This is a genomic window from Pseudomonas sp. B12(2026) (genome assembly GCF_057767015.1).
This window is the reverse complement of the sequence record NZ_CM173430.1, coordinates 1563981-1589426: the sequence shown is the minus strand read 5'-3', so window position 1 is coordinate 1589426 and position 25446 is coordinate 1563981. Positions and strand designations below refer to the sequence as shown.

The following is a 25446-nucleotide window of genomic DNA, read 5'->3' as shown; positions in this document are numbered from 1 at the left end:
GTTGTTCTTAGCTGTGATGTTACAGGCGTGAAACGCTTGATAAGAGAAAAGAGCCAATAAATTGGCGATCAAAGAGCATCGAAGGCTGGAGAACACCAGGAGCAAAGCCATGCGCAGTCGTAATGCGGCACTATGGAGCGGTGTATTTATGGCGGCGTCGTGCGCACATGGGCAGGCCATGACGCTGACCGAAGCTATACAAAGCACACTGCAGTACCACCCGGAAATCAGTCAGAGCGTGAACAGCCGCCTGACCGCGGATGAGGAGCTCAAGTTCGCCAGGGGCGGCTACCTGCCAACGGTCGACCTGCTGCTCGGCTACGGCCGGGAGAACACCGACAGCCCCTCCACCCGGGCCCTGGGCGACCACAACGAGGAAACCCTGAGCCGCGGCGACGCCGAGATACGCCTGCGGCAGATGCTGTTCGACGGTTTCGGCACGCCCAACGAAGTCAAGCGCAACGAGTCCAACGTCAACGCCAAGGCCTATCGCATCCTCGGCACCTCGGAATCCGCCGCCCTGCGCACCGTGGAGGTCTACCTCGACGTGCTCAAGCGCCGCGAGATGGTGGTTCTGGCGAAGAACAACCTGCAGGCCCACGAACGCATCGGCGACCAGATCCGCCTGCGCAGCGAGCGCGGCGTCGGCAGCACCGCCGACAACGACCAGGCCATCGCCCGCCTGGCCCTGGCGCAGAACAACCTCTACACCGAAGAGGTGAACCTGGCCGACGCCGAGGCCAACTTCTACAGCGCCACGGGCAGGATGCCCGACCAGCTGGAAGCCCCCTCCACCGTCAAGGCCGAGGTGCCGCCGGACCTGCTGGCGGCGCGCCAGAACATGGTCAGCGAGAACCCGCTGCTCAAGTCCGCGCAGGCCGACGTCAACGCCGCGGAAAGCCAGTACGAGGCCGCCAAGGCTCCCTTCTACCCGCGCTTCGACCTGGAACTGGCCAAGGGCGCCAACAACAACGTCGACGGCGAGGAAGGCCACTACAACTCCTGGGAAGCCCAGGTGGTGATGCGCTACAACCTGTTCAACGGGATGCGCGACAAGGCCCACCTGAACGCCACCACGCACCAGATCGACGAGTCCAAGGACATCCGCAACAACGCCCTGCGCCTGCTCAACGAGAACCTCTCGCTGGCCTGGGACGCCATGGAAAACGCGCGCAAGCAGACCCAGCCGGCCCGCGAATACGCCGACTACACCCGCAAGGTGCGCGAGGCCTACCAGCAGCAGTTCACCCTGGGCCAGCGCACCCTGCTCGACCTGCTCGACAGCGAGAACGAACTGTTCACCGCCAACCGCCGCTACACCGAGGTGCGCTACACCGAGGAGTTCTCGATGTACCGCGTGCTCTCCAGCATGGGCGCGCTGCTCAAGTCGCAGCGGGTGGTCGCACCGCACGAGTCGGTGGCCCTCTCGGATGTGAAGAACGAGGCACGCCTGCCTGATCTGAAATAAGAAAGTCGCTCACGACCGACCTCCGTGCCCCGTGCCTTGCGGCAACGGGGCGGCGGTCGCAAGGCGATACGACAGGGCACGGAGCCGTGGTGCGGCGACATGCCGGAGCGCCCGTGGGGTGGCGGCCGGCGCGCAGCGGCGTCAGGCGGCGATCCGGCCCGGGAGGAAGTAGCGTGACCATGATCATCCAGGAGCGCAGCGCACCTGCGCCGGGCGATCCGCGCCTGAGCCATGACGATCCCCTGCTCGACGGCCTGCTGATCCTCTGCCGCCTGCACGGCTGCGCGGTCAGCCGCAACAGCCTGTCGGCCGGCCTGCCGCTGCCCGACCAGCGCCTGTCCGCCAGCCTGCTGCCCCGCGCGGCGGCCCGCGCCGGCCTGCAGGGGCGCCTGCTGCGGCGCGAGCTGAAGAGCATCTCCAACCTCAACCTGCCGGTCCTGCTGCTGCTCAACGACGGGCGCAGCGCGGTGCTGCGCCAGTGGCGCGACGACGGCCAGGCGCTGATCCTGCCCTGCGAGACCGAGGGCGGCGAGCAGCTCGTCGGCGCCGACGAACTGGCCGCCCAGTACAGCGGCCAGGCCCTGTTCGCCCGCCCGCGCCACGAACTGGAGGCGGCGCGCCAACCGCTGGTGCCGCGCATCGAGGCCTGGTTCCGCGACACCCTCAAGCTGTCGCGCTGGCTCTACACCGACGCGCTGGTGGCCAGCCTGCTGATCAACCTGCTGGGCATGCTGGTGCCGCTGTTCGTCATGCAGACCTACGACCGCGTGGTGCCCAACCAGGCCCTCTCGACCCTCTGGGTGCTGGCCGCCGGCCTGCTGCTGGGCACGCTGTTCGAGCTGCTGCTGCGGGTGCTGCGCTCCAACCTGCTGGACATGGCCGGCAAGAAGACCGACGTGGTGCTCTCGGCGACCCTGTTCGAACGCATCACCGGCATGTCCATGGTCGCCAGGCCCGAGACGGTCGGCGGCTTCGCCCAGAGCATCCACGACTTCCAGGGCCTGCGCGAATTCCTCACCGCGCTGACCCTGACCAGCCTGATCGACCTGCCCTTCTCCATCCTGATGATCCTGGTCATCGGCCTGCTCGGCGGCTGGCTCATCGCGATCCCGCTGCTGGCCTTCCCGATCACCATCGCCTTCGCCCTCATCATCCAGAGCCGCCTGCGCGACACGGTGCAGAAGAGCCTGACCCTGGGCGCCGAGCGCCAGGCCCTGCTGATCGAGACCCTCGGCGGCCTGGAAACCCTCAAGGCCTGCGGCGCCGAGAGCGAGCGCCAGTACCGCTGGGAAAGCACCCACGGCGCCCTCGCCCGCCTGGACAACCACGCCCGCTTCCTCTCCGCGATGGCCACCAACGGCACCCTGTTCCTCCAGCAGTTCGCCGGCATGGCGATGATCTGCGCCGGGGTCTACAGCATCCTCGACGGCAACCTCAGCGTCGGCGCGCTGGTCGCCAGCTACATGCTCAACAGCCGCGTGCTCGCCCCGCTCGGGCAGATCGCCGGGCTGATCACCCGCTACCAGCAGGCGCGCCTGACCATGACCAGCACCGACGCGCTGATGGCCCTGCCGCAGGAGCGCCAGCCGCGCCAGCGCCCGCTGGAGCGCACGCAGCTGCACGGCGCCCTGGAAGTGCGCCAGCTCAGCTTCAGCTACCCGGGGCAGAGCGCCCCCGCGCTGCAGCACATCAGCCTGCGCCTGGCCCCCGGCGAGAAGGTCGGCATCATCGGCAAGAGCGGCTCCGGCAAGAGCACCTTCGGCCGCCTGCTGATGGGCTTCTACCCGCCGGACGAAGGGCAGATCCTGCTCGACGGCCTGGACCTGCGGCAGCTCGACGTCGCCGACCTGCGCCAGCAGATCGGCTACGTCGCCCACGACCTGCCGCTGCTGGCCGGCAGCCTGCGCGACAACCTGACCCTCGGCGCGCGCTACATCAGCGACGCGCGGATGCTCGAAGTGGCCGAGCTGACCGGCGTCAGCGAGCTGGCCCGGCAGCACCCGCTGGGCTTCGACCGCCCGGTGGGCGAGCGCGGCCAGCTGCTCTCCGGCGGCCAGCGCCAGGCCGTGCTGATGGCCCGTGCCATGCTTCTCGACCCGCCGATCCTGCTGCTCGACGAACCCACCAGCGCCATGGACAACAGCAGCGAGGAGATCCTGCGCAAGCGCCTGCACGAAGCCTGCCGCGACAAGACCCTGCTGCTGGTCACCCACCGCACCTCGATGCTCAGCCTGGTCGACCGCCTGCTGGTGCTCGACAGCGGCCGCATCGTCGCCGACGGCCCGAAAGACGCGGTCATCGAAGCATTGCGCAAGGGCCACGTCGGCCCGGCAGCGGGGTAATCGCCATGCAGATGTCCCAATCGATCCGCGACTACCTGGGCGGCAACGGCGCCCGCGACACCGAGTTCATGCCCGAAGTCCAGGGCACCTTGCTGGAAGACTCGCCCAACGCCACCCGCATCACCCTCTGGGCCGCGCTCGCCCTGCTCGTGGTGGCGATCGTCTGGGCCTACTTCGCCGACATCGAGGAAGTGACCAAGGGCGAAGGCAAGGCCATCCCCTCCTCCAAGGTGCAGACCATCCAGAACCTGGAAGGCGGCATCGTCTCGGAAATCTTCGTCCGCGAAGGCCAGGTGGTGGACAAGGGCCAGCCGCTGCTGCGCCTGGACGACACCCGCTTCACCTCCAACAAGGGCGAGACCGAAGCCGACCGCAACTCCCTGGAAGCCCGCGTCGAACGCCTGAGCGCGGAGGCCGAAGGCCGCGAACCGGCGTTCACCGACGACCTGAAGCAAGCCGCGCCGCAGGTGGTGGAAGACCAGTTGGCGCTCTACCAGACCCGCATGCAGCGGCAGAACAGCGAACTGAACATCCTCCAGGAACAGCTGCGGCAGAAAGGCCAGGAACTGCAGGAATTCCGCGCCAAGTCGCAGCAGTACCGCTCGAGCCTGGGGCTGGTGCAGCAGGAGATCAACATGTCCGAGCCGCTGGTGAAGGCCGGCGCGGTGTCCCCGGTGGAACTGCTGCGCCTGCGCCGCAGCGCGGTGGAGATCAGCGGCGACCTCAACGCCACCAACCTCGCCATTCCCCGCGCGGAAGCGGCGGTGAGCGAGATCCAGCGCAAGGTCGAGGAATCCACCCTGGGCTTTCGCAGCGATGCGCTGAAGGAGCTCAACGAGGCGCGCACCGAGCTCAACAAGCTGACCGCCACCAGCCGCGCCATCGACGACAAGGTCAACCGCACCCTGGTGGTCGCGCCGATGCGCGGCATCGTCAAGCAGCTCAAGGTCAACACCATCGGCGGCGTGGTGCAGCCGGGCAGCGACATGGTGGAAATCGTCCCGCTGGAGGACAACCTGCTGGTGGAAGCGCGGGTGCGCCCGCAGGACATCGCCTTCCTCCATCCGGGCCAGAGCGCGACCGTGAAGTTCACCGCCTACGACTACACCATCTACGGCGGGCTCAAGGCCAAGCTGGAACTGATCAGCGCCGACACCATCACCGACGACAAGGGCAACAGCTTCTATCTGATCCAGGTGCGCACCGACAGGAACCACCTGGGCACCGACGCCAAGCCGCTGCTGATCATCCCCGGCATGGTGGCGACGGTGGACATCATCACCGGCGAGAAGAGCGTGCTGGACTACATCCTCAAGCCGGTGCTCAAAGCGCGCTGGGAAGCATTGCGGGAGCGCTGAGCTTCATCGCCCCGGCGCCCGCCCGCGTAGGAGCGGACCTTGTCCGCGAAGGCCCCGCCAGCGCGCCGATGCTGCCGGCTGAACACCTGTAGGAGCGAGCTTGCTCGCGAACCGCGGCTGATCGCGGACGGAGGCTAGGCGCCCCCGCCTCTCCTACGAAACCGATCCCATCGTAGGAGCGGACCCCGTCCGCGATGCTTTTGTTTGGGTGTTTCTGCGCCGCTTCGGCGTGTGCTGGGAGATTTTGTTTCGCCCTCCCGGGCGACCTACTTTGTCAAACGCCACAAAGTAGGCAAAGGTCTGTGCCCCTGCATCCGGTTTTTCGCCTAGGCGAAAAATTCCCTCGCTCCATCGAAGTTTCAGGGGCCCGCGCTGACGTGTAGTGGTCCGGTTTTTCTAGACACCGCTATAGGAGCATCAAGCCGCCCGCGCCTCGAACACGGCTGGCGGCAACTGCTTCGTTGTCGAATGAAGACGCTGATGGTTGTAGTAGGTGGCGACGAATCGTGTCACATCGGCTTTGGCTTCGTGCTGGTCTCGATAGCGCCGCTCGCCTATCCACTCACGCTTCAAGCTGGCAAAGACTCGCTCCACCACTGCATTGTCCCAGCAATTGCCGCGCCGACTCATGCTCTGCACGATCTGCAAACGTCGCAGCATGTCCACAAAGCGCTCGCTGCTGTACTGGCACCCCTGATCGGAGTGGAACATCAGGCCGTTGTCCGGGTGTCGCATCGACACGGCGAGCTCCAGGGCCTGGATCACCAAATCCGTATCAGCCACGGACGAGAATGCCCAGCCCACGATTCGCCGGGCATACAGATCGACCACGATAGCCAGGTACAGCCAGCCACGCGCCGTACGCAGATAGGTGATGTCGCCGGCCCAGACCTGATTCGGGGCTGCCGGCTGGAATTGGCGATTGAGGTGGTTGGGGGCCGCCGCTGCCGGCTTGGTGTGCCGCCGATAGTGCTGATTGCGCCGTCGAGCCACCGCCAGGCCAGCCTGACGCATTAGGCGGCGAGCCCGTTGCCGACCCACCGCATGCCCCTGCTGACGCAAGGCCGCCGACATCCGGCGTGAGCCATAGGTGTGCCGGCTGCTTTCATGCAGGTCCGTGACGGCCGAGAGTAGCGGGCTGGGTGGTTTCGGGCGCTTATGACGCGCCGCGTAGTAACTGCTGCGCGCCAGTCCAAGCAGGCGACAGCAGCGCGTGACGCTCATGGCCCCCTTCACTCGGTCGATCATTTGCCAGCTCGCAGCATTTCCCGAACGAAGAAGGCCGTGGATTTTTTTAGCGTGTCACGCTCTTCCTGCGCCTCTGCCAGTGCGCGCTGCACCTGCGCCAACTGGCTCTCCAGTGCACGGATGCGCTGGGCATCATCGATGACCGAACCCGGTTGCTCAGCCCGCCATTGCGAGACCCAACGCCGCAACGCCGTCGGTCCCACCCCCATGGCCTGTGCTGCCTGCGGCACCGAGTAGCCCTGCGCTACCACCAGTTGCACTGCTTCGCGCTTGAGCGCGTCCGATAGTTTTCTATGACCCATGTAAATCACCTCAATAGTCGCGTTAGTTAACTCGCTCCTATCTCGGTGTCCAGAATTTCCGGACCACTACAACGGGCCATCCATGGCCCGACAGCGCTCTCGCGGCATCCATGCCGCTCAACCCCTGAAACTCCGATTCCACTCGGCCTCCTGAAGGGGCGCTCCGGTGCGCGCGGAGGTTTCTCTGGAAGTCTTCAAAAGCCAAAGCAGAGCGTATCGCTCCGATTCGGTTCTGCTCTCGTAGGAGCGGACCTTGTCCGCGAAGCCCCCGCCAGCGCGCCGATGCCGCCGGATGAACACCTGCAGGAGCGAGCCTGCTCGCGAACCATCCATCACTCGTCGCCCCGCCAATGCGCCCCCGGCCCCTCCTCCGCCAGTCGATCCCCCGGATTGCGCAGCGGACAGGCCTCGATCGACAGGCAACCGCAGCCAATGCAGCCATCCAGCTGATCCCGCAGCAACAGCAGCTTCTCGATCCGCTCGTTCAGGTCATCCCGCCAGCGCGCCGACAATCGCGCCCAGTCCGCCGCCGTCGGGCTGTGGCCGCTGGGCAGCGAGTCCAGCGCCTCGGCGATCTCACCCAGGGGAATGCCGACCCGCTGTGCAACCTTGATCACCGCCACCCGCCGCAGCGTGTCGCGTGAATAACGGCGCTGGTTGCCGGCATTGCGGCGGCTGCTGATCAGCCCCTTGGCCTCGTAGAAATGCAGAGCCGACACCGCCACGCCAGCGCGTTTCGCCAGCTCGCCGACGCTCAGTTCCCGGTGGACCGAACAGGAAGGTGTTTTTTTCATTGGCTATTGACCTCAACTTAGGTTGAGGTTTTACCCTCGCCAGGCATTCGGTTCAAGACAGGAGCCAAGAGCCATGACGCAGCCCAGCCCGACCCACGCCCATGCCTGCGTGGACAATCCGCACTTCGTCCTGCAGATCGAGATCGGCGTGACGCCACAGCAGCGCCCGCAGATCGCCGCGAAACTGGGTGATTACCTGGAACACATCCAGCAACTGTTCCACCTGCACCCCGGCTACCTCGCCAGCGAACTGCACGCCGAAGGCGAACCGCAGCGCCTGGTCGGCCGCCTGCACTGGCGCCGCAAGGAAGACTGGGAAGCCGCCTGGGACTGCCGCACGACCTGCACAGAGCTGTTCGCCGACAGCCTGCTCAAGCTGGGCGCGCGGAGCCTTCGGTTTGGTAGCGGGGAGACCGATGTCGAATTCGCCTTGTAACCAGGCGGGACATGAACAACGCCGCGCAGATAGCGCTCGCACGCCGGAACAGCCTGGTCTCGCGATGCTGGATGAAGCACAGGCACAACAGGCAATAAACGATCGGATTCGCGTACAAGCAGCCCGAGCTCCTGCGGCTCTCGTAGGAGCGGAGCTTCTCCGCGATGCCCTTGCGCGAGGCAGGCATTTCGCGGATGAGATCCGCTCCTACGCTGGCAGGCTCATGTGCAGCAGCGGGAAAGGCCGCCCCTGGCCGTCGGTGGGCGAGCGCCCGGTCTGGACGAAGCCGTAGTGCCGATAGAACCCCACCGCCTGCGGGTTCTGTTCGTTGACATCGACGTCCAGCCTGCCGCGCGCTTCCCGCGCGAAATCGAGCAGCGCGCGGCCGATGCCCTGGCCACGTCGTTCCGGGTCGATGAAGAGCATTTCCACATGGGTGTCGTTAAGCCCGATGAAGCCCAGCGGGCGATCCTCGGCATCCACCGCCACCCAGACTTCGACGGCGGGCAGGTAGAGGTCGCGGACCTGGGGCAGCAGGTCGTCGATGTCCGACGCCTGGAGGAAGTGGTGGGTGGCGCGCACGGCGCCCAGCCAGATGTCGAGCAGCCGCGGATTGTCCGCGGCGATGCGTTGGCGAATGAGCATGAAACCATCCTGATTCAGCGAATCACATAGGGATAGCACGCCACGCAGGTGACGGTCATCGGAGCGGCGGCGGCGTGAGTGCCCGCTTCGCGAATCAGCGCCCGGGCGGGCGCAGCGGAGGCAGCCGGAAAGCGGGGGCGCCGATGCCAGCCAGCCCTCCCCGCCCGGCAAGACCTCACTCGCGCCGCCAGCGCCAGCCGTCCTGCGCGCAATCCAGCCGTCCGTCCAGCTCCAGCCGGTCGAGAAACGCCCCGTCGTGGGACACCACCAGCAGCGCCCCCCTGTACTGCCGCAGCAGGTTTTCCAGTGCCTCGCGGGACGGCAGGTCGAGGTGATTGTCCGGTTCGTCCAGCAACAGCAGCCGGGCCGGGTGCTCGGCGTAGAGCTCGCAGGCCAGCGCCGCCTTCAGGCGTTCGCCGCCGCTGAGCAGGCCGCAGGGCAGATCGACCCGCGCCGCCGGCAGCCCCAGCTGCGCCAGCCGCGTGCGCAGCACGGACTGCTCCGCCGTCGGATTACGCGCCTGCAACAGCTCCAGCACCGAGCGCTCAGGCAACAGCGCGGCGAGGTGCTGATCCAGGCAGGCGCAGCGCACCTTCACTTCGCACGAACCGCCAGCGGGGCTCAGCGTGCCGGCGACCACCTTGAGCAAGGTCGACTTGCCGCTGCCGTTGCGCCCGGTGACCGCCACCCGGCGCGGACCGTTCAGTTGCAGGTCCAGCGGCGCAGCATTGCCGAACGGCAGGCGCAGCCCCTCCAGCCGCAACACGCCGCGGGACTCGGGCAACTCGCAATCCGGCGCGTTCAGGACCACCGCGCTGTCTTCGCGCAACTGCCCGAAGGCCTCCTGCACCTCCCGCGCCAGCTGCTCGCGGCGCTCGCCGTGTTGCGTGGCCAGGCGCGCGATGCTGGTCTGGCTGCGCTCCTTCTGCCGGTCGACGAGGATCTTCGCCTGGTTGGCCGCCTTCGCATCCTTGCGCCCCTTCGCCTGCCGGTGCTCCTGGCGCTCGCGCTGTTCCTGCATGGTGTGCTGCTGACGGTCACGCTCCAGCTTGCGCCGCTGCAACTCGCGCTGGGCATTGTCCTGCTCCTGCCGACGCATCTCGCGGTAGCAGGCATAGCCGCCGGAGTAGCTGCGCAGGCCGGCGGAAGACAGCTCGACGATGCGCTGCATGTCGTCCAGCAGCAGGCGGTCATGACTGATCAGGACCAGCCCGCCGCGCCAGCGTTGCAGTTGATCGCGCAGGGCTTCTCGGCCGGCGTGGTCGAGGTGGTTGCTCGGCTCGTCGAGGATCAGCCAGTCCGCGTCGCTCAGCCACGCACCGAGCAATGCCACCCGCGTGCACTCGCCGCCGCTCAGGCGCGAGGCGGGCGTATCCGGCGTGAGATGAGCGAGCCCGGCGGCCGCCAGCCCGGCCTCCAGGCGTGCGCGGATGTCCCAGTGGCCGTCGAGGCGCTCGAAGTCGACGGGATCGACGCCGCCCACCTCGACACGCCCCAGCGCATCCAGCAGCGGCTGCACGCCGGCCAGGTCCGCCACGCTGCGGAACGCCTGCGGTTCGATGCGCTGCGGCAGGTAATGCACCGGCCCTGACGCCAGGCAGCGGCCGGCGCTGGCGGCCAGCTTGCCCGCCATGATCCGCGCCAGCACGGATTTGCCCGCGCCATTGCGCCCGACCAGCGCGGTGCGGCGGTCGTCGAAGGTTTCGTTGAGGTCGCTCAGCAGCGGCTCGCCGCTGGGCAATTGGAAAGTGACGCCTTGCAGCGCCAGGGTGAACGGGCTCGTCATGCGCAGTACCAGATTGATGCCGGAAATCCCCCAGGTGAAAACCCGGGATGGAAACGGGCCGTGAAACCACGGCGGCATCAATTGCGCATCGGACGAACACCTCGCGAAGGGGAATGAGCGGCGCAGTATAACGGCATCCGCAATGACGATTGCTCCTCATGGGCGAAAATCCAAGGGGCCGCCCCTAGCCCAGCCTTCACAGCGCGTCGCGGTCCAGGCGACACTGCACTTTCACGCCTCCTGGAGAACTGGCATGGAATGCTTCAACCACTCTGGCAACAACGCCGTCGCCCTGTGCCGAGGATGCGGCAAGGGCATCTGCCGCAGTTGCGCACTCCCCGTCAGCCGCGGACTGGTGTGCTCGGAAGACTGCCGCACCTTCACCGAGGCGCTGCACCAGTTGCAGGTCGCCTCGATCCGCAGCAACGGCATGATCTCCTCCGTGCGCCTGGTGCAGCCGCTGCTGGCGCTCATCCTCATCGTCGGCGGCTGGTACACCCAGCACACGGTGCCCCGAGACGTCCAGTTCATGGGCTGGATCCTGCTGCTGATGGGGAGCGCGATAGGCCTGTCGGCCCTCCTCGCCCAACTCAAGCGACTGCGCACAAAAGTCTGAGGCCCTTCTTCCATGCCCCTTTCACTACCCGACCTGTTCCGCTAAGAACCCATCCAGTGGGGCCTGCGCGGCGATCCGTACCTGTGGCGGGAAATGGCCGAGCACCTCACCGACACACCCAGGCCCGCCAGTGAGGTGGAGCTGACGCAACTGCTCACGCGGCTTTTCGAGCAGTTGGCCGGCATATCTCTGGATGATCCCAAACCCGCGCATCTGCCGTGCCATGCCCATGGCGGTATGTCCAGCGGGATGGTTTCCAGCGAGTTATGGCGCAAACGGGCCATTCCGCTGCCGATGAAGCACTACCGGGCGAGCTGATTCAGCGGCGCGGCCCGTGGTTGCGCTGGAAGGTTTCCTCGCCCATCGCGGCGATCTGCCCTTCGATCAGCGCATCGAACGGCCGCAGCAGCTCGGTGTGGGAGCGTGGCGCATCCAGCGCGTCGAGGGCATGCACCACCGCCTCGATGGTCGACAGCGCGCCCTCGGCCGGCGCCTTGCGCAGGCGGTAGCGCGAGGTCAGCCCGTCGGGCAGCACCACCCGCGGCAACGCGGCGAGGTTGGGATTGAGGTGCAGCAGCTTGCGCGCCTTGCGCCAGGTGCCGTCGGGGACGACCAGCAGGCGCGGTTTATCCGCCGGGCGCGCCGCCAGTTCGGCCAGCGCGACGGCGGTCTCGCCGGGGAACAGCAGCCAGGCATCCCAGGCGGACAGGTCGAGACCGCTGAAATCCTCGCCCACGCGCAACTCCGCGTTGGCCAGCCCGAGCGCCGCCAGCCGCGCGGTGTTCAGCGCGTGGCCGGTCTCGCTCGGGTGCTGCAGCAGGAGCACGCGGGTGCGGTTGTCCAGGCGCGGGACCAGTGCGCACAGGCAGTGCTTCAGCGGGCGCTCGCAGCGCGGGCAGCGGGCGCGGCTCATGGCTGGCTCGGCTGGGTGCGCAGCAGGTCGCGGAAGTTCTGGATCAGCGGCTCGCGGGAGCGCCCGCGGCGCAGGATCAGCGAGAACGGAGCCTGGTAGCCGAAGGTCGCCGGCAGCAGCGCGCGCAGGCGGCCCTGCTCCACCCAGGGATGGGCGTAGTGCTCGGGCAGGTAGCCGATGTAGCCGCCGGAAAGGATCAGGATCAGCTGCGCCTCCATGCTCTCCACGGTGCCGGCGCTGTGCTTGAAGCCGTGCCGCGCCAGTTCCGCCTGGCTCCAGTAGCCGCGGCCGACCATGCGTTGCTGGGTGATCAGCTCGGCGGGAATGCGCCGGCCGTCGAACAGCGGGTGGCGGTCGCTGCAGTACAGCCAGTGCTGCTCTCTATATAGAGGCTGGTAGACCAGCCCGTTCATCCGGCTGAAGAAGGAGCCGATGGCCAGGTCCAGGCGGTTGTCCAGCACCGCCAGTTGCAGCTCGTACGGGCTCTGCACCTGCAGGTGCAGGTGCACCGCCGGGTGCAGGCTGCTGAAGGCGCCGATCACATCGGCCAGCGGCAGCGCCGGGTCGCTCACCGTGGAGTCGAGCACGCCCAGGTTGAGGGTGCCGCGCAGCTCGCCCTTCAGGGTCGCCGCATAGCGCTCGAAGCCTTCCAGTTCGCCGAGGATGCGCAGGGTTTCCTGGTGGAACAGCTCGCCCTTGCTGGTCAGGCCGAAGCCGCCGCGCCCCCGGTGGCAGAGCACGATGCCCAGGTGGTTCTCCAACTGGCTCATGTAGGTGCTGATGGCCGAGGTCGACAGGTTCAGCTCCTGCTGGGCGGCGGCGAACCCCTGGTTGCGCACGACACAGGCGAAAATCCGCAGAAGCTTGATGTCGGGCAACGCACTGGCGCTCATGGCGACTCCGCAAATCGGGTGGAAAACCGCTCTGGTTCAGCCGTCTCTGGACTGGTGCAGATGAAACGAATGCTCCTTGCGACGACCTCCAGGTCATACGCCGCGGGCCCGTCGGGCCGTGGCCTGCGACGGGATGGCGCAGTCTAGCGCCCGGATAAAGTTTAGAAAACTCTGAACTGATTATTTGTAGCCAGCGATTTTTCCCACTACCGGTCCTGATGAGAATCCGCTCCCAGTATCAACAAGCCTGTTTCCACGAAAACAGCGAACCAGCGTGAGGCCTACCCCATGGACAAGAAACTCCACCAGCCCCTGGGCGGAAACGAGATGCCGCGTTTTGGCGGCATCGCCACCATGATGCGCCTGCCGCACATCCAGTCCCCCGAAGCGCTCAACGAGCTGGACGCCGCCTTCGTCGGCGTGCCTCTGGACATCGGCACCTCCCTGCGCTCCGGCACCCGTTTCGGGCCGCGCGAGATCCGCGCCGAGTCGGTGATGATCCGTCCGTACAACATGGCCACCGGCGCCGCGCCCTTCGATTCGCTGAACATCGCCGACATCGGCGACGTGGCGATCAACACCTTCAACCTGCTGGAAGCCGTGCGCATCATCGAGGAGGCCTACGACAGGATCCTCGACCACGGCATCGTCCCGCTGACCCTGGGCGGCGACCACACCATCACCCTGCCGATCCTGCGTGCCATCCACAAGAAGCACGGCAAGGTCGGCCTGGTGCACATCGACGCCCACGCGGACGTCAACGACCACATGTTCGGCGAGAAGATCGCCCACGGCACCACCTTCCGCCGCGCGGTGGAGGAAGGCCTGCTGGACTGCGACCGCGTGGTGCAGATCGGCCTGCGCGCCCAGGGCTACACCGCCGAGGACTTCAACTGGAGCCGCAAGCAGGGCTTCCGCGTGGTGCAGGCCGAAGAGTGCTGGCACAAGTCGCTGGCGCCGCTGATGGCCGAAGTGCGCGAGAAGGTCGGCGGCGGCCCGGTGTACCTGTCCTTCGACATCGACGGCATCGACCCGGCCTGGGCGCCCGGCACCGGCACCCCGGAAATCGGCGGCCTGACCACCATCCAGGCGATGGAAATCGTGCGTGGCTGCCAGGGCCTGGACATCATCGGCTGCGACCTGGTCGAGGTCTCCCCGCCCTACGACACCACCGGCAACACCTCGCTGCTCGGTGCCAACCTGCTGTACGAAATGCTCTGCATCCTCCCGGGCGTGGAGCGCCGCTGAGCGCACGAGAGCACAGATGAACAACGATGCCTGCGTAGCACAGGTGCTGGAGGCTGCCCGCGAGCTGGTGGCCGCCTTCGCCCGCACCGACACCGAGGCCTACTTCGCGGCCTTCAGCGAAGACGCCAGCTTCATCTTCCACACCTGGCCGCAGCCGCTGCTGTCGCGCGCGGCGTACCGCGAGGTGTGGGAAGGCTGGCTGCGTGACGACGGCTTCGAGGTCCTCGAATGCCAGTCCGGCAATACCTTTGTCAGCCTCCAGGGCGAGGACGTGGCGCTGTTCTGCCACGATGTCGCCACGCGGCTGCGCATCCAGGGAGAGGAGAGCCTGAACCACGAACGGGAGACCATCGTCTTCCGCCGTGATCCACAACAGGGCCGCTGGCTGGCCACGCACGAGCACCTGTCGCCGACGCCATAAAGACAGGGCACCCCGGGAGTAAGTCATGGATAACAAGAACAACGCACACGCCATCACCACGATCGAGACATTCGGGGTCGAACAGATCCCGGATCACGAGCGCAACGCCACACCGACCGACCTGTTCCGCATGATCTTCGGTGGCGCCAACACCTTCGCCACCGCCGTGCTCGGCAGCTTCCCGGTGCTCTTCGGGCTGTCGTTCCAGGCCGGCGTCTGGGCCATCGTCCTCGGCGTGCTGGTCGGCTCGCTGATCCTTGCGCCGATGGGCCTGTTCGGCCCGCTCAACGGCACCAACAACGCGGTCTCCTCGGGCGCCCACTTCGGCGTGCACGGGCGGATCGTCGGTTCGTTCCTGTCGCTGCTCACCGCCGTGGCGTTCTTCTCCCTCTCGGTGTGGAGCTCGGGCGACGCGCTGATCGGCGGCGCCAAGCGCCTGTTCGACCTGCCGGAAACCGACCTGACCCTGGGCCTGGCCTACGGCCTGTTCGCCGTGCTGGTGCTGATCGTCTGCATCTATGGCTTCCGCTTCATGCTGCTGGTCAACAAGATCGCCGTGTGGGCCGCCAGCCTGCTGTTCCTGCTCGGCCTGTTCGCCTTCGCCGGCCCGTTCGACGCCGGCTACGCCGGCACCGTGCAGATGGGCGGCGAGGGCTTCTGGGCCGCCTTCATCGGCGCCGCCCTGCTGGCCATGAGCAACCCGGTGTCGTTCGGCGCCTTCCTCGGCGACTGGGCGCGCTACATCCCGCGCCAAGCCTCGCAGAAGCGCATCATGCTGGCGGTGATCTGCGCCCAGCTGGCGACCCTGATTCCGTTCCTGTTCGGCCTGGCCACCGCCACCATCGTCGCGGTCAGCGCCCCGGACTACATCGCCCAGAACAACTACGTCGGCGGCCTGCTGGCGGTGTCGCCGAGCTGGTTCTTCCTGCCGGTGTGCCTGATCGCGGTGATCGGCGGCATGTCCACCGGCACCACCTCGCTGTACGGCACCGGCCTGGACATGTCCAGCGTGTTCCCGCGCCTGCTCAACCGCGTGCAGGCCACCCTGCTGATCGGCGTGCTGTCCATCGCCTTCATCTTCATCGGCCGCTTCGCCGCCAACCTGGTGCAGAGCGTGTCCACCTTCGCCGTGCTGATCATCACCTGCACCAGCCCCTGGATGGTGATCATGATCCTCGGCCTGGTGGTCCGCCGCGGCTTCTACCACGCCGACGACCTGCAGGTGTTCACCCGTGGCCAGCAGGGCGGCGCCTACTGGTTCCACAACGGCTGGAACTGGCGCGGCATGGGCGCATGGATTCCCAGCGCGGCGCTGGGCCTGTGCTTCGTCAACCTGCCGGGCCAGTTCGTCGGCCCGCTGGGCAACCTCGCCGGCGGCATCGACATCAGCCTGCCGATCACCCTCGGCACCGCCGCCCTGCTCTACGTCGCCCTGCTGCTGGCCTTCCCGGAACCCGCCGGCGTGTACGGCCCCAAAGGCCCGCGCTGGGTCGGCAGCCATGATCGCCCGGTGCCGGGCATCAGCGAGCCGGCAGCCTGATCCACCGCTCGCCAGCCCGGCGAGCCGCAACACCCGGAAGACCCCATCGGACCGGCCCCCGCCGGTCCGCTGCCCCACTGCGCACCACGAGCGCGACAACAATGACAATGCAAGCGTGAGGATCCCGCCATGGCCCTGGATATATTCGTCGTTCTGATCTACGCCGCCGGCATGTTGGTGCTGGGCTGGTACGGCATGCGCCGCGCCAAGACCCATGAAGACTTCCTGGTCGCCGGCCGCAACCTCGGCCCGTCCTTCTACATGGGCACCATGGCCGCCACCGTGCTCGGCGGCGCCTCCACCGTCGGCACCGTGCGCCTGGGCTACGTCCACGGCATCTCCGGCTTCTGGCTGTGCGCGGCCCTCGGCGCCGGCATCATCGCGCTGAACCTGTTCCTCGCCAAACCGCTGCTCAAGCTGCGCATCTTCACCGTGACGCAGGTCCTAGAGCGCCGCTACAACCCGATGGCCCGCCAGGCCAGCGCGGTGATCATGTTCGCCTACGCGCTGATGATCGGCACCGTGTCCACCCTGGCCATCGGCACCGTGATGCAGGTGCTGTTCGGCCTGCCGTTCTTGGTCTCGATCCTGCTCGGCGGCGGCGTCGTGGTGGTCTACTCGACCATCGGCGGCATGTGGTCGCTGACCCTGACCGACATCGTGCAGTTCATCATCAAGACCGTCGGCCTGATGTTCCTGCTGCTGCCGATCTGCCTGTACCGCGTGGGCGGCTGGGACGAGCTGGTGGCGAAGCTGCCGGCCAGCGCCTTCAGCTTCCACACCATCGGCTACGACACCATCATCACCTACTTCCTGATCTACTTCTTCGGCATCCTGATCGGCCAGGACATCTGGCAGCGCGTGTTCACCGCGCGCAACGAGAACGTGGCCAAATACGCCGGCACCGCCGCCGGCGTGTACTGCGTGATCTACGGCCTGGTCGGCGCGCTGATCGGCATGTGCGCCAAGGTCCTGCTGCCCGACCTGGACAACGTCAACAACGCCTTCGCCGCCATCGTCCAGGCCTCGCTGCCGGACGGTATCCGCGGCCTGGTGATCGCCGCCGCCCTGGCCGCGATGATGTCCACCGCCAGCGCCGGCCTGCTCGCCGCCTCCACCACCCTGACCGAGGACCTGCTGCCGAAACTGCGCGGCGGCAAGACCTCCAGCCTGGGCGTCAACCGCCTGTTCACCGCCCTCACCGGCATCGTCGTGCTGGCCATCGCCCTGGTGGTGAACGACGTGATCAGCGCCCTGACCCTGGCCTACAACCTGCTGGTGGGCGGCATGCTGATCCCGCTGATCGGCGCCATCTACTGGAAGCGCGCCAGCACCGCCGGCGCCATCACCAGCATGGCCCTGGGCTTCGTCACCGCGCTGGTGTTCATGCTCAAGGACGGCTTCGACGCCAACACCCCGATCTACTACAGCCTGGCCGTCGGCCTGGTCAGCTTCGTCGTCGTCAGCCTGCTGTCGCGCCGCCCGGCGGCGGTCGCCAGCGCCGTCTGACCGCGGCTTGCGCAAGGCCGGAGGGCGCGGCGAGATGATCCCCGCGCCCTTCTGCCTGTCACCCACGAACACCAAGGAGCTGCCATGACCACCTGCGGCGAATTCCTCGTCAAGCAACTCGAAGCCTGGGGCGTCGACACCGTCTTCGGCATCCCCGGCGTGCACACCGTCGAGCTCTACCGCGGCCTGCCGCACAGCGGCATCCGCCACGTCACCCCGCGCCACGAACAGGGCGCCGGCTTCATGGCCGACGGTTACGCGCGCGTCACCGGCAAGCCGGGCGTGTGCTTCATCATCACCGGCCCGGGCATGACCAACATCCTCACCGCCATGGGCCAGGCCTACGCCGACTCCATCCCCATGCTGGTGATCAGCAGCGTCAACGAGCGCTCGCGCCTGGCTCACGGCAACGGCTACCTGCACGAACTGCCCGACCAGCGCGCCATGACCGCCGGCGTGACCGCCTTCAGCCACACCCTGATGAGCGTCGAGGAACTGCCGGCCGTGCTGGCCCGCGCCTTCGCCGTGTTCGACAGCGAGCGCCCGCGCCCGGTGCACATCGAACTGCCGCTGGACATCATCACCGCCCCGGCCGGGCACATGCGGGTGCTGCCGCGCGTGCAACTGGCGCGCCCGGCTCCGGCGCGCTCGCCGCTGCACGAGGCGGCGGCGAAGCTGGCCAAGGCGCAGAAGCCGCTGCTGCTGCTCGGCGGCGGCTGCGTCGCCGCCCAGGCCGAAGCCCGCGCCCTGGCGCTGGCCCTGGACGCGCCGACCGCGCTGACCATCAACGCCAAGGGCCTGCTGCAGCCGGACCACCCGCTGCTGATCGGCAGCAACCAGTCGCTGCCGCCGGTGCGCGAACTGGCGCAGGAGGCCGACGTGGTGCTGGCCATCGGCACCGAGCTGGGCGAGACCGACTACGACGTGGTGTTCGACGGCAACTTCCGGATCGGCGGCGAGCTGATCCGCATCGACATCGACCCGCAGCAGCTGATGCGCAACCACGCACCGAAGATCGCCATCCACGCCGACGCCCGCACCGCCATGCGCGCCCTGCTGGAGCTGCTGCCGGCCCGCGCGGCCGACGCCGCCAGCCCCGGCGCCCAGCGCGCGGCCAGGGTGCGCGCGCAGCTGGCCGAGGACTTCAGCGGCTGGGCGCACTACCGCACGCTGTTCGACACCATCCTCGAGGTGCTGCCCGATGCGCGCTTCGTCGGCGACTCGACCCAGACCGTCTACAGCGGCAACCACCTGGTTGAACTGGACGGCGGCCGCCGCTGGTTCAACGCCTCCACCGGCTACGGCACCCTCGGCTACGGCCTGCCGGCGGCCATCGGCGCCAGGCTCGGCGATCCGGGCCGCCCGGTGATCAGCCTGATGGGCGACGGCGGCCTGCAGTTCACCCTGCCGGAACTGGCCAGCGCAGTGGAAGCCAGGGTCGGCATCATCGTGCTGCTGTGGAACAACCACGGCTACGGCGAGATCAAGCGCTACATGGAACGCCGCGACATCACCCCGCTGGGCGTGGACATCCATACCCCGGACTTCCTCGCCATCGCCCGGGGCTTCGGCTGCGCCGCCGAGCGCGCCCGCGACCACGCACACCTGCGGGAACTGCTGCGCAGCGCGCCGGCGGATCGCCCGCTGATCATCGAAGTGATGGAAGCGGCGCCCTTCGCACCGTAACGCCGAGATACGGGTGTGCCACCCTGTAGGAGCGAGCTTGCTCGCGAACCCTCCAGACGCCGGAGCCGCCTGGAAACACCGTTCGCGAGCAAGCTCGCTCCTGCGAAGATCGCCTGGCCCTGGCGCCAGCGGTCCACCGCGAACGGTTGTCCGCCCCACGATTCTGCGAGAGGTTAGTGTGTCGGAACCCCGGCAAGACATTTCCGCAGGAGCGGACGCCGTCTGCGATCATCGCCGCACCCGGGCCATCGCGGACAAGGTCCGCTCCTGCGATCAGCTTTCAAGGCGCACAGCATGAAAATCGTCACCCGCGACCGCTGGTTCGAAGTCCGCCACTGCTACGACGGCGTCAGCCTGATCCACGAGCCCTACGTCCGCCCCTTCTACCGCTGCAACATGTGGCACATCCAGGGCCGCGCGCGCGATGTGCTGGTGGACAGCGGCTCCGGCCTGGTCAGCCTGCGCGAGCAGTTGCCCTGGCTCACCGACCGCCCGCTGCTGGCGGTGGCCAGCCACACCCACTTCGACCATATCGCCGGCCACCACGAGTTCGATGAGCGCCTGGTGCACCCGGCCGAGGCCGACATCCTCGCCAGCCCCGACGGCGAACGCACCCTGGCCAGCGCCTTCGTCGGCGACGAGATGTTCGAGGCGCACCCGGACTGCCCGCTGTGCTACGCCGAATACCGGGTCAAGGCGGCGCCGGCGACCCGCACCATCGACGAAGGCGACGTGCTCGACCTGGGCGACCGCACCCTGCAGGTGCTGCACACCCCCGGCCATTCGCCGGGCGGCATCAGCCTGTGGGAAGAGCGGACGCGGACGCTGTTCTCCGGCGACATCATCTACGACGGCCCGCTGATCGAGGACGCCTACCACTCCAACCTCGACGACTACGCCACGAGCCTGGCGCGCCTGCGCGAGCTGCCGGTGCGCACCGTGCACGGCGGGCACTTCCCGAGCTTCTCCGGGGAACGGCTGAAGGCGATGATCGACGACTGGTTCAAGGCCCACGAATGACGGGCAATAAAAAACCCGCCGATAACGGCGGGTTTTTCGTCCTGCGCGGGCCGGGGCGCGATCAGCGGCGCCGGCGCTGCTCCATCAGGCGACGCTGCTCGTCGCTGCGGATGGGGATAGGTTGCAGACGTGGAGGCTCGATCAGGCCGAGCGTGACACCGAGTTTCCACGCAATGCTTTGCAGCCAGACTTTCATGGAATGCCTCCTCGTTCTAATTCGGGTCGGGCGGCCCGTTACCACCATGAGCCGCCCTAGGAAAGAATAGCCCGGCGTCCCACTCTCCGCCCGTGCCATTCGCTCCTTGGAAACAAGCCTATCGGTTTCCCCCGCCGCGGCGCCTGATTTGAATCAAGAGCGCGACATTTCACCGACGCAGCATCCGCCGCAGCCACTGCTCGCTGCTTACCAGGGTGATGCCCGCCAGCACCAGCGCCGCGCCGCCGACGAAGTTCAGCGTCAGCGGCTCGCCGAGGATCGCCACGCCGAAGGCGATGCCGAACAGCGGCGTCATGAAGGAGAACACCGCGAGGTTCGACGCCAGGTAGCGGCGCAGCAGCCAGAACCAGGTGAAGTAGCTGAAGAAGGACACCACCAGCCCCTGGAACAGCACGCTGCCCACGCCGATGGCGGTGAAGCTGACCTCGTGGGTCTTGCCCAGCGCCAGGGCAGCGATGGGCAGCAGCAGCGCGGCGGTGAACAGCTGGTAGAACAGCGTCAGGCTCGGCGGCGCCTCGGACAGCCGGGTGGTGCGCACCGCCACCGTGGTCATGCCCCAGGACAGCCCGGCAAGCACGCCGAAGGCGTCGCCCAGCAGCATGCGGCGGTCCATCCCGGCGAAGTCGAGACCGCCGCCGAAGCACAGGGCGATACCGCCGAAGCACACCGCGATCCCCAGCCACTGCAGCGGCCGCAGGCGCTCGCTGGGCAGCAGGAAGTGCAGCCCCAGCGCGGAGAAGATCGGCGCCGTATAGATGAACACCGCCATGTGCGAGGCCGAGGTGTACACCAGCCCCTGGGCGATGAAGAAGAATTCGGAGGCGAACAGCAGGCCGGCCAGCGCCCCGCCCTTCAGCGTGCCCTGGCGCAGCCCTTCCCAGCCGCCGCGCCAGCACATCATCAGGCCCACCACCACGGCGGCGATCAGGTTGCGCCCGAAGGCCTGCATGATTGGCGCGATGTCCGGCGCGGCCAGCTTCACCGCCACCTGCTGGATACCCCAGATCAGGCACAGGCCGGTCATCACCTGGATGGCGAAGGCATCGGCGCTCCTGCGCTCGGCAATCACGGGTGCCTCCTGACGGAGGCGCATTCGAGGTTCAGACGGGGCATGGCAAGGCTCGGCAGGAAAAGGGAATGTCCAAAGGAAAACCGGCGGACATGAAAGTCCGCCGATTATTCCAGTTCGCAGCAGTGGGCCGCCAACGGAAATCCGCTGTCCAGCCCGCCGCGGGCGACATTATCGGCCGGACTTCCCCCGGATCAGCGCACCGCGCCTTCGTAGCCTTGCAGCACGTTCACGGCGTTGACCCCGATGGCCTCCACCGCGTAACCGCCTTCCATGATGAACAGGGTCGGGATGCCCAGGGCGGCGATGCGCTCGCCCATGCGCAGGTAATCCGGGCTGTCCAGCTTGAACTTGGAGATCGGGTCGTCCTTGAAGGTGTCCACGCCCAGCGAGACCACCACCGCGTCCGGCGCGTAGGCGGCGATCTTGCGGCAGGCGTCCTCGAGGGCGGCGGACCAGCCGGCCCAGCCGGTGCCGTGGGCCAGCGGGTAGTTGTGGTTGTAGCCTTCGCCGGCGCCTTCACCGTGCTCGTCGGCGTGGCCGAGGAAGTACGGGTACTCCACCAGCGGGTCGCCGTGGATGGAGGTGAACAGCACGTCGTTGCGGCGGTAGAAGATGTCCTGGGTGCCGTTGCCGTGGTGGTAGTCGACGTCGAGGATGGCCACGCGCCGGGCGCCCTGGTCGAGGAAGGCCTGGCTGACGATGGCGGCGTTGTTGAGGAAGCAGTAGCCGCCCATGAAGTCGCTGCCGGCGTGGTGGCCCGGCGGACGGCACAGGCCGAAGGCCATGTTGGCGCCCTGGCGCATGTGCTCCTGGGCGGTCAGCGCGACCTGCGCCGAGCTGTAGATGGCCTGCCAGGTGCCGGCGGTGATCGGCGCCTCGGTGTCGAAGCTGTAGTGGCCCAGCTCGCCCATCAGCGCGGTGGGGACCGGACCGTCACGGAGCAGGCGGCGCCCCGGGAAGGTGGTGGAGACCAGGTCGCCGCTGTTGCCCTCGGCGGCCCAGCGGGCCCAGGCGCCCTTGAGGAATTCGACGTAGCGGGTGTTGTGGGTGCGCAGGATCGGTTCGAGACCGAAGTCCTTCGGCGCGATGATGTCCCCCAGGTTCTGCGACTTCACCCGGGCCAGCACGGTGTCCGCGCGGCTGGGCATTTCGAAGCAGGGCTGGAGTTTGCCGTTGACCAGTTCGGACTGGCCGAAGTGCAGGCGGTGATCGTCGCTGTAGACCGTAAGCATGGGAGAAGACCTCTGGCGGATTCTTGTTATCGGGTCACAGGATTCTGCCCAGCCGGGGCACGGCGCAGAACGGCGTGGGCGGCCAAAAGGGGATGGATATGGCCATAGTTCATGACCCTTAACCATCCGTATCCAACAACAGCCTACTCCCCCCGGTACGCCCTGCCTCGCTATGCTTCAGGGAATTGCCACGGCGCGGGCCGGTCCAACCCCGGTATCACGCCATGACCCTCGGATGGGGAGAAGATGCGCGAAACCCTCGCACGCTCATGCGGCCATGCCCTGCTGGTCCTGCTCTCGGCCCTGATGTTGTCGCTGGCCGGCGCCGCGCTGGCCGACGAGCCGAACACGGCGCAGTCCACCACCCTCGAACTGCCGGACCTGCCCGACGGCGCCAGCCTGGACCAGCAGGGCGACCGCCTGGAGCTGATTCGCCAGCGCGTCTCCGCCGACAGCGACGACAGCCTGCTGTCCACCCTGCGCCAGGCCGCGCTGCAGGTCCAGCTGCACGCCGAGCAGAGCGCGACCGACCTCGGCGGGCAACTGGCCCGCGCGGAAGACCAGCTCAAGGTCCTCGGCCCGGAGGTGCCCGGCGAAGCGGACAACCTCACCCGCCAGCGCAATGACCTGCAGGCGCAGCAGAAGCAGCTGGCGAAACAGGTGCAGCGCGCCAACCAGCTGGAAAACGCCGCCCAGGACCTGGCCGCGCAGATCGTCAACCTGCGCCGCAGCCAGTTCAACTCGCAGATCGCCACGCGCGCCACCACGCCGTTCAGCCCGCGTTTCTGGTCCAGCCTGATCCGTCCCACCGACGACGACCTGGCGCGCCTGAACGCCATCCACGGGCAGGTCGGCGGCGGCATCGCCCAGGCCTGGCAACCCGGCAGCCGCGCGCCGTTCCTCGCCTGCCTGATCGCCGCCGTGCTGCTCTGGGTGCCCGGACGGCGCCTGCTGGAACGCCTGCTGACCAAGGCGATGATCCGCTGGATTCCCGTCGGCCGCCTGCGCCGCAGCGCCCTGGCGCTGTCGGTGAGCCTGGCGACCATCGTCACCCTGGGCGGCGGCGCCGGCCTGATCCGCGCAGGGCTGGACTGGCAGGAGCAGCTCAACGGCAACCTGTCCAACCTGGCGGACCAGTTGCTCGCCCTGGTGGTCTTCTGCACCTTCACCGCCGGCCTCGGCCGCGGCCTGCTGGCGGTGCAGCGCCCGTCCTGGCGCCTGCCCGACCTGCCCGATCCGGTGGCCAAGGCCCTGTCGCCCTTCCCCTGGCTGATGGCCTGGCTGCTCCTGCTGCTCGGCACCCAGGAGCGCCTGAACAGCGCCAGCGGCGCCAGCCTCGCCCTGACCGTCGCGGTCAACGGCCTCACCGCCCTGGCCACCGCCTTGCTCTACGCCGCCGCGCTGTACCGCTACCGCCGCAGCCGGCGCAAGGCGGACGGCCACGAAGCCGCCCCGCTCACCGGCGTGATCGTCCTGGCGATCCTGCTGACGGTGCTGCTGATCCTGCTCGCGCTGGTCACCGGCTACCTGTCGCTGGCCTATTTCCTCGCCGGCAAGCTGCTCTGGGCCAGCGTGATCTGCGCCAGCGGCTACCTGCTGACCGCCCTGTTCGGCGACCTCTGCGAAGCCCTGCTGTCGCCCCGGCACCCGATCGGCGAGCGCCTGGCGCAGAACCTCGGGGTCAATCCGCAGCACCAGGCGCAGTTCACCACGCTGCTGACCGGCGCGGGCCGCACCCTGCTGGTGCTGTCGACCCTGCTGCTGGCCTTCTCCACCTCCGGCGCCAACCCCGGCGAGCTGCTGCAGGGCATGGCCCGGCTGGTGGAAAGCGGCCAGTCGCTGGGCCGCCTGAACATCGTCCCGCAGGACATCCTGCTGGCCCTGGCCACGCTCGCCGCCGGCCTGTTCGGCCTGCGCCTGCTCAAGCGCTGGCTGGCCGACGAACTGCTGCCGGAAACCAGCATGGACGTCGGCATGCGCGCCTCGCTGGTGACCCTGGTGGGCTACATCGGCATGGTCATCCTGGTGCTGCTGGTGCTGTCGGCCCTGCGCATCAACCTCACCAGCCTGACCTGGGTGGTCAGCGCCCTCTCGGTGGGCATCGGCTTCGGCCTGCAGGCCATCGTGCAGAACTTCATTTCCGGCCTGATCCTGCTCACCGAGCGCCCGGTGAAGGTCGGCGACTGGGTCAGCCTGACCGGCGGGGTGGAAGGCGACATCCGGCGGATCAACGTGCGCGCCACGGAAATCCAGATGGCCGACCAGTCCACGGTGATCGTCCCCAACTCGCAGTTCATTTCGCAGAACGTGCGCAACGTGACCATGAGCAACGCGCTGGGGGTGGTCAGCATCAGCCTGACGCTGCCGCTGGACACCGATGTTCTGAAGGTCCGCGAAGTGCTGCTGGGCGCCTTCGACGAGCATGAGTCGATCACCGCCACGCCGGCGCCGTCGGTGACCTTCAAGGAACTCGACGCCACCGGGCTGACCCTCGGCGTGTCGGGCTACGTGAACAGCCCGCGCGCCGTGGGAACCGCGCGCAGCGACCTGCTGTTCACCATCCTCGGCCGCCTGCGCGAGCTGGGCATCCCGCTGTCCTCGCCGCAGCGTCTGGTGCTGCAGCAGCCGCTGCCGGCCCCGGAGCAGCCCGCGCCGGACGCTGGCAAATGAGTCGACCGCAGGTCGGCCGCCGCGCCGGTC

21 protein-coding genes and 1 pseudogene are annotated in these 25446 nt (G+C 67.8%); 13 read left to right on the top strand and 9 right to left on the bottom strand.

Annotation, left to right across the window (positions count from 1 at the left end):
- Nucleotides 1-178: 178 nt before the first annotated feature.
- The 3 genes from AC3B6A_RS07445 to AC3B6A_RS07435 all read left to right on the top strand — a co-directional run bounded on the left by AC3B6A_RS07445 (nt 179) and on the right by AC3B6A_RS07435 (nt 5168).
- Complete coding sequence (locus AC3B6A_RS07445; protein WP_488401682.1) at nt 179-1468, top strand: TolC family outer membrane protein; 1290 nt, start codon at nt 179-181, stop codon at nt 1466-1468.
- A 179-nt stretch (nt 1469-1647) separates the two neighbouring features.
- Nucleotides 1648-3810, top strand: a complete 2163-nt coding sequence (locus tag AC3B6A_RS07440) for a type I secretion system permease/ATPase (protein WP_488403538.1) — start codon at nt 1648-1650, stop codon at nt 3808-3810.
- Between the two features lie 5 nt (nt 3811-3815).
- Nucleotides 3816-5168: an HlyD family type I secretion periplasmic adaptor subunit gene (locus AC3B6A_RS07435; RefSeq protein ID WP_488401680.1), complete on the top strand. Its 1353-nt coding sequence runs from the start codon at nt 3816-3818 to the stop codon at nt 5166-5168.
- A 417-nt stretch (nt 5169-5585) separates the two neighbouring features.
- On the opposite strand, the pseudogene AC3B6A_RS07430 reads toward AC3B6A_RS07435, so the two are convergent.
- Both AC3B6A_RS07430 and soxR read right to left on the bottom strand, forming a co-directional pair.
- Nucleotides 5586-6718 (bottom strand): annotated as a pseudogene (locus tag AC3B6A_RS07430) (IS3 family transposase).
- A gap of 332 nt (nt 6719-7050) precedes the next feature.
- Nucleotides 7051-7512 (bottom strand): redox-sensitive transcriptional activator SoxR, encoded by a 462-nt coding sequence (soxR, locus tag AC3B6A_RS07425; RefSeq protein WP_488401679.1) that lies wholly within the window; start codon nt 7510-7512, stop codon nt 7051-7053.
- 73 nt (nt 7513-7585) lie between these two features.
- On the opposite strand from soxR, the gene AC3B6A_RS07420 reads away from it, so the two are divergent.
- Entirely contained in the window at nt 7586-7948 is a 363-nt protein-coding gene (locus tag AC3B6A_RS07420; RefSeq protein ID WP_488401677.1) for an antibiotic biosynthesis monooxygenase, read from the top strand.
- 207 nt (nt 7949-8155) lie between these two features.
- On the opposite strand, the gene AC3B6A_RS07415 is transcribed toward AC3B6A_RS07420, so the two are convergent.
- Both AC3B6A_RS07415 and AC3B6A_RS07410 read right to left on the bottom strand, forming a co-directional pair.
- Nucleotides 8156-8593, bottom strand: coding sequence for an acetyltransferase (locus tag AC3B6A_RS07415; RefSeq protein WP_488401675.1), 438 nt, complete (start codon nt 8591-8593; stop codon nt 8156-8158).
- A gap of 175 nt (nt 8594-8768) precedes the next feature.
- Nucleotides 8769-10379: an ABC-F family ATP-binding cassette domain-containing protein gene (locus tag AC3B6A_RS07410; protein WP_488401674.1), complete on the bottom strand. Its 1611-nt coding sequence runs from the start codon at nt 10377-10379 to the stop codon at nt 8769-8771.
- Nucleotides 10380-10632: 253 nt separating this feature from the next.
- Between AC3B6A_RS07410 and AC3B6A_RS07405 the strand changes: the two genes are divergently transcribed.
- Both AC3B6A_RS07405 and AC3B6A_RS07400 read left to right on the top strand, forming a co-directional pair.
- Nucleotides 10633-10995: a hypothetical protein gene (locus tag AC3B6A_RS07405; RefSeq protein ID WP_488401672.1), complete on the top strand. Its 363-nt coding sequence runs from the start codon at nt 10633-10635 to the stop codon at nt 10993-10995.
- Between the two features lie 93 nt (nt 10996-11088).
- A complete protein-coding gene (locus tag AC3B6A_RS07400) occupies nt 11089-11313 on the top strand; it encodes a hypothetical protein (protein ID WP_488401670.1) in 225 nt (74 codons plus the stop codon).
- Nucleotide 11314: 1 nt separating this feature from the next.
- On the opposite strand, the gene AC3B6A_RS07395 is transcribed toward AC3B6A_RS07400, so the two are convergent.
- Nucleotides 11315-11908: a tRNA-uridine aminocarboxypropyltransferase gene (locus AC3B6A_RS07395; RefSeq protein ID WP_488401668.1), complete on the bottom strand. Its 594-nt coding sequence runs from the start codon at nt 11906-11908 to the stop codon at nt 11315-11317.
- Nucleotides 11905-12801: a LysR family transcriptional regulator gene (locus tag AC3B6A_RS07390; RefSeq protein WP_488401667.1), complete on the bottom strand. Its 897-nt coding sequence runs from the start codon at nt 12799-12801 to the stop codon at nt 11905-11907. The genes AC3B6A_RS07395 and AC3B6A_RS07390 overlap by 4 nt, the downstream gene beginning before the upstream one ends.
- 288 nt (nt 12802-13089) lie before the next feature.
- Between AC3B6A_RS07390 and speB the strand changes: the two genes are divergently transcribed.
- The 6 genes from speB (at nt 13090) to AC3B6A_RS07360 (ending at nt 20225) form a co-directional block, all read left to right on the top strand.
- The gene (gene speB, locus AC3B6A_RS07385; protein WP_488401666.1) at nt 13090-14049 is read left to right on the top strand and encodes an agmatinase; all 960 of its coding nucleotides are present in this window, start codon (nt 13090-13092) and stop codon (nt 14047-14049) included.
- Nucleotides 14050-14065: 16 nt separating this feature from the next.
- Complete coding sequence (locus tag AC3B6A_RS07380; RefSeq protein WP_488401664.1) at nt 14066-14470, top strand: YybH family protein; 405 nt, start codon at nt 14066-14068, stop codon at nt 14468-14470.
- A 25-nt stretch (nt 14471-14495) separates the two neighbouring features.
- Nucleotides 14496-16010, top strand: coding sequence for a purine-cytosine permease family protein (locus AC3B6A_RS07375; RefSeq protein WP_488401662.1), 1515 nt, complete (start codon nt 14496-14498; stop codon nt 16008-16010).
- Between the two features lie 129 nt (nt 16011-16139).
- Nucleotides 16140-17519 (top strand): sodium:solute symporter family protein, encoded by a 1380-nt coding sequence (locus tag AC3B6A_RS07370; protein WP_488401661.1) that lies wholly within the window; start codon nt 16140-16142, stop codon nt 17517-17519.
- A gap of 84 nt (nt 17520-17603) precedes the next feature.
- On the top strand, nt 17604-19205 hold the full coding sequence (locus AC3B6A_RS07365; RefSeq protein ID WP_488401660.1) for a 5-guanidino-2-oxopentanoate decarboxylase: 1602 nt from the start codon (nt 17604-17606) through the stop codon (nt 19203-19205).
- 294 nt (nt 19206-19499) lie between these two features.
- Entirely contained in the window at nt 19500-20225 is a 726-nt protein-coding gene (locus AC3B6A_RS07360; protein WP_488401658.1) for an MBL fold metallo-hydrolase, read from the top strand.
- Between the two features lie 61 nt (nt 20226-20286).
- Here the strand turns inward: AC3B6A_RS07360 and AC3B6A_RS07355 are convergent, their stop codons facing one another.
- From AC3B6A_RS07355 to AC3B6A_RS07345, 3 genes are all read right to left on the bottom strand, one after another.
- Complete coding sequence (locus AC3B6A_RS07355; RefSeq protein ID WP_488401656.1) at nt 20287-20421, bottom strand: PA1414 family protein; 135 nt, start codon at nt 20419-20421, stop codon at nt 20287-20289.
- Nucleotides 20422-20590: 169 nt separating this feature from the next.
- Complete coding sequence (locus tag AC3B6A_RS07350) at nt 20591-21535, bottom strand: DMT family transporter (protein WP_488401655.1); 945 nt, start codon at nt 21533-21535, stop codon at nt 20591-20593.
- A gap of 170 nt (nt 21536-21705) precedes the next feature.
- Nucleotides 21706-22746, bottom strand: coding sequence for a histone deacetylase family protein (locus tag AC3B6A_RS07345; protein ID WP_488401654.1), 1041 nt, complete (start codon nt 22744-22746; stop codon nt 21706-21708).
- Between the two features lie 246 nt (nt 22747-22992).
- Between AC3B6A_RS07345 and AC3B6A_RS07340 the strand changes: the two genes are divergently transcribed.
- Nucleotides 22993-25416 (top strand): DUF3772 domain-containing protein, encoded by a 2424-nt coding sequence (locus AC3B6A_RS07340; protein ID WP_488401652.1) that lies wholly within the window; start codon nt 22993-22995, stop codon nt 25414-25416.
- The last annotated feature ends 30 nt before the right edge of the window (nt 25417-25446 follow it).

Bases quoted from the DNA above. Each gene is read 5' to 3' on its own strand.
- AC3B6A_RS07445 (WP_488401682.1), top strand. From the start codon at position 179: ATGACGCTGACCGAAGCTATACAAAGCACACTGCAGTACCACCCGGAA.
- AC3B6A_RS07440 (WP_488403538.1), top strand. From the start codon at position 1,648: ATGATCATCCAGGAGCGCAGCGCACCTGCGCCGGGCGATCCGCGCCTG.
- AC3B6A_RS07435 (WP_488401680.1), top strand. From the start codon at position 3,816: ATGCAGATGTCCCAATCGATCCGCGACTACCTGGGCGGCAACGGCGCC.
- soxR (WP_488401679.1), bottom strand. From the start codon at position 7,512: ATGAAAAAAACACCTTCCTGTTCGGTCCACCGGGAACTGAGCGTCGGC.
- AC3B6A_RS07420 (WP_488401677.1), top strand. From the start codon at position 7,586: ATGACGCAGCCCAGCCCGACCCACGCCCATGCCTGCGTGGACAATCCG.
- AC3B6A_RS07415 (WP_488401675.1), bottom strand. From the start codon at position 8,593: ATGCTCATTCGCCAACGCATCGCCGCGGACAATCCGCGGCTGCTCGAC.
- AC3B6A_RS07410 (WP_488401674.1), bottom strand. From the start codon at position 10,379: ATGACGAGCCCGTTCACCCTGGCGCTGCAAGGCGTCACTTTCCAATTG.
- AC3B6A_RS07405 (WP_488401672.1), top strand. From the start codon at position 10,633: ATGGAATGCTTCAACCACTCTGGCAACAACGCCGTCGCCCTGTGCCGA.
- AC3B6A_RS07400 (WP_488401670.1), top strand. From the start codon at position 11,089: ATGGCCGAGCACCTCACCGACACACCCAGGCCCGCCAGTGAGGTGGAG.
- AC3B6A_RS07395 (WP_488401668.1), bottom strand. From the start codon at position 11,908: ATGAGCCGCGCCCGCTGCCCGCGCTGCGAGCGCCCGCTGAAGCACTGC.
- AC3B6A_RS07390 (WP_488401667.1), bottom strand. From the start codon at position 12,801: ATGAGCGCCAGTGCGTTGCCCGACATCAAGCTTCTGCGGATTTTCGCC.
- speB (WP_488401666.1), top strand. From the start codon at position 13,090: ATGGACAAGAAACTCCACCAGCCCCTGGGCGGAAACGAGATGCCGCGT.
- AC3B6A_RS07380 (WP_488401664.1), top strand. From the start codon at position 14,066: ATGAACAACGATGCCTGCGTAGCACAGGTGCTGGAGGCTGCCCGCGAG.
- AC3B6A_RS07375 (WP_488401662.1), top strand. From the start codon at position 14,496: ATGGATAACAAGAACAACGCACACGCCATCACCACGATCGAGACATTC.
- AC3B6A_RS07370 (WP_488401661.1), top strand. From the start codon at position 16,140: ATGGCCCTGGATATATTCGTCGTTCTGATCTACGCCGCCGGCATGTTG.
- AC3B6A_RS07365 (WP_488401660.1), top strand. From the start codon at position 17,604: ATGACCACCTGCGGCGAATTCCTCGTCAAGCAACTCGAAGCCTGGGGC.
- AC3B6A_RS07360 (WP_488401658.1), top strand. From the start codon at position 19,500: ATGAAAATCGTCACCCGCGACCGCTGGTTCGAAGTCCGCCACTGCTAC.
- AC3B6A_RS07355 (WP_488401656.1), bottom strand. From the start codon at position 20,421: ATGAAAGTCTGGCTGCAAAGCATTGCGTGGAAACTCGGTGTCACGCTC.
- AC3B6A_RS07350 (WP_488401655.1), bottom strand. From the start codon at position 21,535: ATGCGCCTCCGTCAGGAGGCACCCGTGATTGCCGAGCGCAGGAGCGCC.
- AC3B6A_RS07345 (WP_488401654.1), bottom strand. From the start codon at position 22,746: ATGCTTACGGTCTACAGCGACGATCACCGCCTGCACTTCGGCCAGTCC.
- AC3B6A_RS07340 (WP_488401652.1), top strand. From the start codon at position 22,993: ATGCGCGAAACCCTCGCACGCTCATGCGGCCATGCCCTGCTGGTCCTG.